The 9768-nt window shown below is 73.0% G+C and carries 9 protein-coding genes and 1 pseudogene; 8 read left to right on the top strand and 2 right to left on the bottom strand.

Annotation, left to right across the window (positions count from 1 at the left end):
• Nucleotides 1-63 precede the first annotated feature (63 nt).
• The 8 genes and pseudogenes from HYE82_RS29070 (at nt 64) to HYE82_RS29040 (ending at nt 7676) form a co-directional block, all read left to right on the top strand.
• Complete coding sequence (locus tag HYE82_RS29070) at nt 64-447, top strand: DUF2752 domain-containing protein (protein WP_179177159.1); 384 nt, start codon at nt 64-66, stop codon at nt 445-447.
• 161 nt (nt 448-608) lie between these two features.
• Complete coding sequence (trpC, locus tag HYE82_RS29065) at nt 609-1418, top strand: indole-3-glycerol phosphate synthase TrpC (protein ID WP_179177157.1); 810 nt, start codon at nt 609-611, stop codon at nt 1416-1418.
• Between the two features lie 8 nt (nt 1419-1426).
• Nucleotides 1427-1639 (top strand): tryptophan biosynthesis modulator TrpM, encoded by a 213-nt coding sequence (gene trpM / locus HYE82_RS38540; protein WP_256987859.1) that lies wholly within the window; start codon nt 1427-1429, stop codon nt 1637-1639.
• Between the two features lie 220 nt (nt 1640-1859).
• Complete coding sequence (trpB, locus tag HYE82_RS29060) at nt 1860-3110, top strand: tryptophan synthase subunit beta (RefSeq protein ID WP_179177156.1); 1251 nt, start codon at nt 1860-1862, stop codon at nt 3108-3110.
• Nucleotides 3107-3943, top strand: coding sequence for a tryptophan synthase subunit alpha (gene trpA, locus HYE82_RS29055; protein ID WP_179177155.1), 837 nt, complete (start codon nt 3107-3109; stop codon nt 3941-3943). Before trpB ends, trpA begins: the two co-directional genes overlap by 4 nt.
• Before the next feature lie 104 nt (nt 3944-4047).
• Nucleotides 4048-4827: pseudogene (locus tag HYE82_RS29050) on the top strand (DsbA family protein); the annotation flags it as partial.
• A 404-nt stretch (nt 4828-5231) separates the two neighbouring features.
• On the top strand, nt 5232-6176 hold the full coding sequence (gene lgt, locus HYE82_RS29045) for a prolipoprotein diacylglyceryl transferase (protein WP_179177153.1): 945 nt from the start codon (nt 5232-5234) through the stop codon (nt 6174-6176).
• Between the two features lie 150 nt (nt 6177-6326).
• Nucleotides 6327-7676 carry a glycosyl hydrolase family 28-related protein gene (locus tag HYE82_RS29040; protein ID WP_179177152.1) on the top strand — a complete coding sequence of 450 codons (1350 nt, stop codon included), beginning with the start codon at nt 6327-6329 and terminating at the stop codon, nt 7674-7676.
• A 7-nt stretch (nt 7677-7683) separates the two neighbouring features.
• Here the strand turns inward: HYE82_RS29040 and HYE82_RS29035 are convergent, their stop codons facing one another.
• Nucleotides 7684-8505: a CoA ester lyase gene (locus HYE82_RS29035; protein WP_179177151.1), complete on the bottom strand. Its 822-nt coding sequence runs from the start codon at nt 8503-8505 to the stop codon at nt 7684-7686.
• Nucleotides 8502-9677, bottom strand: a complete 1176-nt coding sequence (locus HYE82_RS29030; protein WP_179177158.1) for a CaiB/BaiF CoA-transferase family protein — start codon at nt 9675-9677, stop codon at nt 8502-8504. Before HYE82_RS29030 ends, HYE82_RS29035 begins: the two co-directional genes overlap by 4 nt.
• Nucleotides 9678-9768 lie beyond the last annotated feature (91 nt).

Below are 9768 nucleotides of genomic sequence, written 5' to 3'. Positions count from 1 at the left end.
TGTGTATAAGAGACAGGCCCCGTACCCGCGGCCCCGGTCGGTCCCGTCTCCCGGGTCCGCAGGCTGGCCCCGCCGGCGCTCTGGCTGTTCTCCGCCGCCGCGGCATTTGCGTACGTAGGCGCCGTGGATCCCAATGAACCGGGCCACTATCCGGTCTGCCCGCTTTTCCGTGTCACCGGAATCCTGTGCCCCGGATGTGGCGGACTGCGCAGCGCCCATGCCTTCGCCCACGGCGATCTGATCACGGCTTTCGGGGCGAATGCCCTGGCCGTCATCGGCTACTTCGTCTTCGCCGTCGTCATGGCCGTCTGGCTGGTTCGGGCCTGGCGCGGCGCGCCCATCCGGCGTTTCGCCCTGCCGGCACCGTACTGGTGGGCCGCCGGCGGGATGGCGCTGGTCTTCTCGGTCGTCCGGAACCTGCCGTTCGGTTCCGCACTGGCCCCCTGAGCCCTATATGAAGCCGAGATTCCGAATGTCCATTTAATGGGACGCCGTCAACCGCGTGCGGAGGGCAACGCCCCGGGCGGATACCATTTGATTGCTGACCTTGCAGTTGTACGTGTCTGCAAGGCGGCCGACCGTCATCGACCCGGAAGGGGGCCGCTCGCGTGAGTGTGCTCGACGAGATCATCGAAGGGGTCCGCGAAGACCTTGCCGAACGGCAGTCCCGCGTGAGCCTCGACGAGCTCAAGGAGCGTGCCGCCAAGGCGCCCCAGGCCAAGGACGGCGTCGCAGCCCTGCGCGGCGACGGCGTCAAGGTGATCTGCGAGGTCAAGCGCTCCAGCCCCTCCAAGGGCGCGCTGGCCGCGATCGCCGACCCTGCCGGACTTGCCGCCGACTACGAGGCGGGCGGTGCGGCGGTCATCTCCGTCCTCACCGAGCAGCGCCGGTTCGGCGGCTCGCTGGCCGACCTGGAGGCAGTCCGCGCACGCGTGGACATCCCGATCCTCCGCAAGGACTTCATCGTCACGGCCTACCAGCTGTGGGAGGCCCGCGCCTACGGCGCCGACCTCGTGCTGCTGATCGTCGCGGCCCTGGAGCAGGAGGCCCTCGTCTCCCTCATCGAGCGGGCCGAGTCCATCGGCCTCACCCCGCTCGTCGAGGTCCACGACGAGGAGGAGATCGAGCGCGCGGTCGCGGCCGGCGCGAAGATCATCGGCGTGAACGCCCGCAACCTCAAGGACCTCACCGTCGACCGCTCCACCTTCGAGCGCGTCGTCGGCGAGATCCCGGCCCACATCGTCAAGGTCGCCGAGTCCGGCATCCGCGGCCCGCACGACCTGATCGCCTACGCCAACGAGGGCGCGGACGCCGTCCTCGTCGGCGAGTCCCTGGTGACCGGACGCGACCCGAAGGCGGCCGTGGCCGACCTCGTCGCCGCCGGCGCCCACCCCGCCCTGCGCCACGGCCGGAGCTGACCCGACCCATGCCCACCCGCCGCCCCTCCGTCCGCACCCGTCCGGGCCACGGCCCGGCCGCCGGCGTGCCGACGGCCCACGCGCCCCTGGCGCGCGGCTGCCGCCCCCGCGGCTGCCGTGCCCCGGCCCGGCGCGTCCACGGGCGGCGGGTGCGGTACGTGATCGGCTCCGAACCCGGCCAGGTCAACGGCATGCGATGGCGTCGCGGAGACGCGCTGTAGCGGACCCGTCCCGCCCGGCAGGCACGCCCTGCCGCGGGCCCGTTCCGCACGGCCCCGGCCCCGTGAAGACCGGCCCGTCCGGCCGCCCCGGGGCGCAGGGCCCCCGCACCGTACCCACCCACACCCCCGAGCGGGGTGTGTGGTGTGCGTGTCACGGGCGGGCGGCGCACTACGGTGACCACCACCCGCCGCACCACGCATCCCGTAGGAGTGACTGGGCATGTCCAGCGCCAGCGAGTTCTTCATCCCGGACCCGGAGGGTCACGTCCCCGACGCCGAGGGCTACTTCGGCGAATTCGGCGGCAAGTTCATCCCGGAGGCGCTCGTCGCCGCCGTGGACGAGGTGGCCGTCGAGTACCGCAAGGCCAAGGACGACCCGGCCTTCGCGGCCGAGCTGAACGACCTCATGGTCAACTACACCGGCCGCCCCAGCGCCCTGACCGAGGTGCCGCGCTTCGCCGAGCACGCCGGCGGCGCCCGGATCTTCCTCAAGCGCGAGGACCTCAACCACACCGGCTCGCACAAGATCAACAACGTGCTGGGGCAGGCGCTGCTCACCAAGCGCATGGGCAAGACCCGCGTCATCGCCGAGACCGGCGCCGGCCAGCACGGCGTGGCCACCGCCACCGCCTGCGCCCTCTTCGGCCTCGACTGCACCATCTACATGGGCGAGGTCGACACCCGGCGCCAAGCCCTGAACGTGGCCCGGATGCGCATGCTCGGCGCCGAGGTCATCGCCGTGAAGTCCGGCTCGCGCACCCTCAAGGACGCGATCAACGAGGCCTTCCGCGACTGGGTCGCCAACGTCGACCGCACCCACTACCTCTTCGGCACCGTCGCCGGCCCGCACCCCTTCCCGGCCATGGTCCGCGACTTCCACCGCGTCATCGGCGTCGAGGCCCGCCGCCAGATCCTGGAGCGCACCGGCCGGCTGCCCGACGCCGTCGCCGCCTGCGTCGGCGGCGGCTCCAACGCCATCGGCCTCTTCCACGCCTTCATCCCCGACACCGAGGTCCGCCTCGTCGGCTTCGAGCCCGCCGGGCACGGCGTCGAGACCGGAGAGCACGCGGCCACCCTCACCGCCGGCGAGCCCGGCATCCTCCACGGCTCCCGCTCCTACGTCCTCCAGGACGAGGAGGGCCAGATCACCGAGCCGTACTCCATTTCGGCCGGTCTGGACTACCCGGGCATCGGCCCGGAGCACTCCTTCCTCAAGGACACCGGCCGCGGCGAGTACCGCGCGGTCACCGACGACGCCGCCATGCAGGCCCTGCGCCTGCTCTCGCGCACCGAGGGCATCATCCCGGCCATCGAGTCGGCCCACGCCCTCGCCGGCGCCCTGGACCTCGGCCGCGAGCTGGGCGAGGACGGCCTGATCGTGGTCAACCTCTCCGGCCGCGGGGACAAGGACATGGACACCGCCGCCCGCTACTTCGGGCTGTACGACAACGCCGAGGGGGAGCCGAAGTGAGCAGCGAGACGACCGGCCGCATCCAGCTGCTGAGCGACACCCTCGCCAAGGCGAAGGCCGAGGACCGTGCCGCCCTCGTCGCCTACCTCCCGGCGGGCTTCCCGACCGTCGACGGCGGCATCGAGGCCGTGAAGGCCGTCATCGAGGGCGGCGCCGACATCGTCGAGGTCGGCCTCCCGCACAGCGACCCCGTCCTCGACGGCGCCGTCATCCAGACCGCCGACGACATCGCCCTCCGCGGCGGCGTCAAGATCGCCGACGTGCTGCGCACCGTCCGCGAGGCGCACGAGGCGACCGGGGCACCGGTGCTGGTGATGACGTACTGGAACCCGATCGACCGGTACGGCGTGGAGCGGTTCGCCACCGAGCTCGCCGCAGCGGGCGGCGCCGGCTGCATCCTGCCGGACCTGCCGGTCCAGGAGTCGGCGCTGTGGCGCGAGCACGCCGACCGGCATGGTCTGGCCACCGTCTTCGTCGTCGCCCCCAGCAGCAAGGACGAGCGCTTGGCGACCATCACGGCCGCCGGTTCCGGTTTCGTCTACGCCGCCTCCCTGATGGGCGTCACCGGAACCCGCGAGTCGGTTGGCCACGAGGCCCGGGAACTGGTCCGCCGTACGCGCACGACCGCCGGTGCCCGCCGTGGGCTCCCGGTGTGCGTGGGCCTCGGCGTCTCCAACGCCGTACAGGCCAAGGAGGTCGCCGGCTTCGCCGACGGGGTGATCGTCGGCTCGGCGTTCGTGAAGCTGCTGCTGGACGCGCCGGACCTGCCGGCCGGGCTGGCGGCCGTACGGGCGCTGGCGGGCGAACTTGCGGAAGGCGTACGCAGGAGCTGACCCGGGCGCGGGCCCCACAGAGGTTCCGTAGCCCGATCGGGTGGATGTGGGAGCAGGGAGGCACGGGAGTGCCTCCCTGCTTCGTTTGGCCGACCGTGAGCGAGATGAACGACGGTGCGAACCGCCAAGCGAAGCGATCGGCCAGGGAGCGGCTCCAAGCGGAGCGCGAGCGGGAGAGGAAGAAGGACAAGCGCCGGCGGACGCTCGTCGTGGCGACGGCGGTCGTCGGCGTACTGGCCTTGGCGGCGGTCGTCGGCCTGATCGCGGCCAACGCCGGCAAGGGCGACAAGGACACGGCCGGCCCGGTGACCGCCCCCGCCGGGGCCGCAGGCAAGGACGCCCTCGCCATCCCGACCGGCAGGAGCGAGGCCAAGTCCACCCTGACCGTGTGGGAGGACTTCCGCTGCCCCGCCTGCAAGTCCTTCGAGGTCAACTACAAGGACACGATCCACGAGCTGGAGGCCAAGGGCCTGCTCAAGGGCGAGTACCACCTGGTCACCCTGATCGACGGCAACATGGGCGGCAGCGGCTCCCTCAAGTCCGCCAACGCTGCCGCGTGCGCGCAGGACGCCGGGAAGTTCACCGAGTACCACGACCTGCTGTTCCAGAACCAGCCGGAGGAGACCGACGACGCCTACGGCAGCAACGCGAAGCTGATCGAGCTGGCCGGCAAGGTCGAGGGGCTGGACACCCCCGCCTTCCGCGAGTGCGTCGAGAAGGGGACGCACAACAGCTGGGTGGCCAAGTCGCACGAGGCGTTCCGCGCCGGGAACTTCCGCGGCACCCCGACCATCCAGCTGAACGGCAAGGACATCTTCGCCGACCAGGCCAACCCGATCACCCCGCAGAAGCTGAAGGAGCAGGTGGAGGCCGCGGCGAAGGGCACCGCCACCACGGGCGGCGGGAAGGCCTCGGCGTCCCCGTCGGCATCGGCCTCCTCCGGGTCCTCGGCTTCGGCCTCGCCGGGGTCGCGGGCGAAGGGCACCGGCACGGGCGCCGGCACCGGCACGGGCACGGGCGCCGGCACGGGCGCCGGCACCGGCACGGGCACGGGCGCCGGCACGGGCGCCGGTTCCGGCACCGGAGGCTCGCGGACCGGGGCCTCGTCCGCGGAGGCGACGGGGAGGGCCGGGCAGGGCTGACGCCCGGCTGAGCGCGTCTGACGCACGGCCCGGTGGAACGAGACGGTCCGGTCCGGGAGCGCCGTGCACGCCAGGTGTCGATTTGATGGCAGCTTGCCGGGCGGGTTGCGATCCGCACCGCCCGGCAGGGTAGCGTCGGTCCTGCCATGGAACTTGCCTACATCCCCAGCCCGTCGACCGGTGTGGTCCACCTCGGACCGATCCCGCTGCGCGGCTACGCGTTCTGCATCATCATCGGTGTCTTCGTCGCCGTCTGGCTCGGCAACAGGCGCTGGATCGCACGCGGCGGAAAGCCGGGCACGGTCGCGGACATCGCCGTGTGGGCGGTCCCGTTCGGCCTGGTCGGCGGCCGCCTCTACCACGTGATCACCGACTACCAGCTGTACTTCGGCGAAGGCCGCAACTGGGTCGACGCCTTCAAGATCTGGGAGGGCGGCCTCGGCATCTGGGGCGCGATCGCGCTGGGCGCGCTCGGCGCCTGGATCGGCTGCCGCCTGCGCGGCATCCCGCTGCCCGCCTGGGCCGACGCCCTGGCACCCGGCATCGCCCTGGCCCAGGCCATCGGCCGCTGGGGCAACTGGTTCAACCAGGAGCTCTACGGGCGCGCCACCGACCTCCCGTGGGCGGTGAAGATCAGCGACGGCGCCAACCGCGTCGCCGGCACCTACCATCCGACCTTCCTGTACGAGTCGCTGTGGTGCCTCGGCGTCGCCGGGCTGGTGCTCTGGGCCGACAAGCGGTTCAAGCTCGGCCACGGCCGCGCCTTCGCCCTGTACGTGGCCGCGTACTGCGTAGGACGCAGCTGGATCGAGTACATGCGGGTCGACGAGGCCCACCACATCCTCGGCCTGCGCCTCAACGTCTGGACCTCGATCGTCGTCTTCCTGCTGGCCGTGATCTACTTCGTGCTCTCCGCGAAGCTGCGCCCGGGCCGCGAGGCGGTCGTCGAGCCCGATCGCGGCCCCTCCGGGGACGCCGCGGCGAAGACCGGGGACACCGGGGCCGGTGACGCGAAGCCCGCGGACGCGAAGGTCGCCGGGGCCGAGGCGGGTGACGCGAAGCCCGCGGACGCGAAGGCCAAGAAGCTCTGACCCGGTCCGGCCGGGCCGGACCGCCCGCCGGACCCCGCCGGACAGCACACCGCCGAGAGGGGCGCCACGCCGCAGCGTGGCGCCCCTCTCGCCGTGCCCCCCGTTTGGCATGATCGCCCCCGAAGATCCACACATGAGGGGCGGGACGACATGAACGAGCGCCGCAGGGTGCTGCTGACCGGGGCCGGAGCCGTCGCCGGACTGGCCGGGGCGGCCTCCATATCCGCTGCCGCGCCGGCCGCCGCCGCATCGGTGCCGGACTGGTTCGACGTCAAGGCGTACGGCGCCGTCGGCGACGGCTCCACCGACGACGCGCCCGCCGTCCAGCGAGCCCTGGACGCCGCCCGTGCCGCCGGCGGCGGTACCGTCCACTTCCCGGCCGGCAACTACCTGGTCCGGCCCGCCGCCGGGAAAACCGCCGCCCTCAGCGTCGACGGCGACGGGATCCGCCTGACCGGCTCCGGCGCCAAGACCTCCACCCTGGTCAAGGGCGCCGACTGCACCCTGCTGAAGATGTCCGGCAGCGGTCCCGCCTATTCCACCGGCGCCACCCACCGCCGCTACTGCTCGATCGAGAACCTCGGCTTCAACGGCAACCGCAAGACCGGCCTGCTGCTGGAGCTCTACTACAACAACAACTCCTACTTCCGCGATCTCTTCATGTCCGCCAACAACGACATGTGCATCGACGCCGTGGAATTCTGGGACTCCCGCTTCTACAACCTCGTCATCGAGGAGTGCACCGGCCGGGCCGGCAGCACCACACAGCCCAACATCTGGCTGCGCAACGCCTCCTCCGCCACCAAGGGCTCCTGGGGCCACAGCGAGGACAACGTCAACCAGATCCACTTCGTCGGCTGCCGCCTGGAGGCCTTCGGCACCGGCGCGCTGTGGATCGGTCAGGGAGCCGTCACCACCAACAACCCCAACGGGATCTACCTCACGGACTGCAAGTTCGAGACCTCCCGCATGCAGGGCGGCCCCCACCTGAAGACCGACGCGGGCTGCCGGCACGTCTACGCCACCAACATCTACTGCTACGCCGGCGGCTTCGCGGCCGGAGCCCCGGCCACCGCGCAGAACATCATCGCCTGGGCGGCCAGTGCCAGCGCCCTGGAGAACGTGGTCATCGCCAACGGCGGCAAGCCCACCGTCAACGCCGGTGTCGCCCTCTACTCCGGTCCCGGCTCCACCGCCGTGCTCCGCAACGTCGTCGGCCACTACGAGACCGCACCCGCCGGCCCGCACATCTACTACGAGCAGTCGAGCACGGGCGACTTCCGGGTGGAGAACAGCTACGGGACCAAGGGCGGCCAGTCCGGCGGCACCGTCCCCGTCAAGAACGCCGCCAATCCGCCCCTGCGCCTGGTCCCCGGCCCGGTCACCGACGCCTCCTTCACCCGGCAGCCGGTGGACGGCACGATGGCCGTCGACTCGGCGAACAAGCGGCTGTACGTCCGCGTCGGCGGCCAGTGGCTCTGGTCGCCCCTCAACACCTGAGCGCGGATCAGGAGAATGCCGGCGACTCCCGGCGGGACAGGGCGACGATCCGCTCCGCGCCCGCCAGGACCGCCGGGTCGACGAACCGGCCGTCGGGCAGGGCCACCGCTCCCGGGCTGCGCCGGGCCGCCGCGACGATCTCCTCTGCGGCGCTGACCTCCTCCGGGGCCGGCAGATAGGCCCGCTCGATCACCGGCAGCTGCCGCGGGTGGATCGCCGCCCGGCCCAGGAAGCCCAGCGCCCGGCCACGGGCGCACGAGGCGGCGAGCGCCTCCATGTCCCGGATGTCGGGGAACACCGACTGGGCGGGCGGGGCCAGCCCGGCGGCCCGGGCGGCGACCACCACCCGCGAGCGCGGCCAGTCGAGCCCCGCCTCCGCGCTGATGCCCAGGTCGGCGCGGAGGTCGGCCTCCCCGAGGGACAGCCCGCGCAGGGCGGGGTGGGCGCGGGCGATCTCGTACGCCCGTTCCACGGCCAGCGCCGACTCCAGCAGAACGTGCAGGGCCACCCCGCCGGTGCGGTCGGCGGCCTGGACGATCTGCTCCGGGGCGGTGATCTTCGGCAGCCGCAGTCCGGCCAGCCCCCGCTTCCCCGTCAGCGCGGCGAGGTCGGCGCCGCCCCAGGGGGAGGCGAGCGCGTTGACGCGGACGTGGACGGCGACCGGCGGTCGCTCCGCGAGCAGCTCGGCGGTGGCCGCCCGGGCGTACTCCTTGCGGGAGGCCGACACAGCGTCCTCCAGGTCGACGATGACGGCGTCGGCCCCCGAGCGCAGGGCCTTGGCGACCACCTCCGGGCGATCACCGGGTACGTAGAGCCAGGTCAGGATCACAGGGCCCCCTCCAGCCGGAGCGCGCTGATCTCGGCCTCGGTCAGGCCGAGCTCGGTGAGGACGGTGTCGGTGTCCGCGCCGTGCGGGCGGCCCGCCCAGCGGATCGCGCCCGGGGTCTCCGACAGCCGGAACAGGATGTTCTGCATCCGGAGCGGGCCGAGCTCCGGATCCTCGACCTCGGTGACGGTGTCCAGGGCCGCGAACTGCGGATCGGCCAGGACGTCCCGTACGTCGTACACCCGGGCGATCGCGGCCTCGGCCTCCTCGAAGGCGGCGACGACGTCGTCGGCCTTGTGGCGGGCGATCCAGTCACCGACCGCCGCGTCGAGCACGGGCGCGTGCGCGGCCCGGCCCGAGCCGGTCGCGAACCACGGCTCCGCGGCCAGCTCGGGTCGGCCGACCAGGCGCAGCACCCGCTCCGCCACGGACTGCGCCGAGGTCGACACCGCCAGCCAGCGGCCGTCGGCGCTGCGGTAGGTGTTGCGGGGGGCGTTGTTCACGGAGCGGTTCCCGGTGCGCGGCTGGACGTAGCCCAGCTGGTCGTACCAGAGCGGGTGCGGGCCCAGCACGGTCAGGATCGGCTCGATGATCGCCAGGTCCACGACCTGCCCGCGGCCGGTGCGGTCGCGTCCGGCGAGGGCCGTCATCACGGCGTACGCGCAGGTCAGCGCGGCAATCGAATCGGCCAGGCCGAACGGCGGCAGGGTCGGCGGGCCGTCCGGCTCCCCGGTGATCGCGGCGAAGCCGCTCATCGCCTCGGCGAGGGTGCCGAAGCCGGGCCGGCGGGCGTACGGGCCCTGCTGGCCGAAGGCCGTGACGCGGGCCAGCACCAGCCGTGGGTTGGCGGCGGACAGCGCGTCCCAGCCCAGGCCCCACCGCTCCAGGGTGCCGGGGCGGAAGTTCTCGACGACGACGTCCGCGGTGGCGGCCAGCCGCAGCAGGGTGTCCCGGCCGCCCGGGGTGGACAGGTCGAGCGTCATCGTCCGCTTGTTCCGGCCCAGCAGCTTCCACCACAGGCCGATCCCGTCCTTGGCGGGGCCGTGCCCCCGGGAGGGGTCGGGGCGGCCCGGATGCTCGACCTTGACCACCTCGGCCCCGAAGTCGCCGAGCAGGGTGGCGGCGAGCGGCCCGGCGAACAGCGTGGCGAGGTCCAGCACCCGCAGCCCGCCCAGGGGCCCGGTCCCGGGGCCCGTCCCGGCCCCGGGACCGGGCCCCGGGGCGGCACCGAGGTCCGGGGCGGGGCCGGGGGACGCCGTTCGGTCC

This window comes from Streptomyces sp. BR123 (assembly GCF_013401435.1).
Lineage (GTDB): Bacteria > Actinomycetota > Actinomycetes > Streptomycetales > Streptomycetaceae > Streptomyces.
This window is presented reverse-complemented; position numbering and strand designations above follow the sequence as displayed.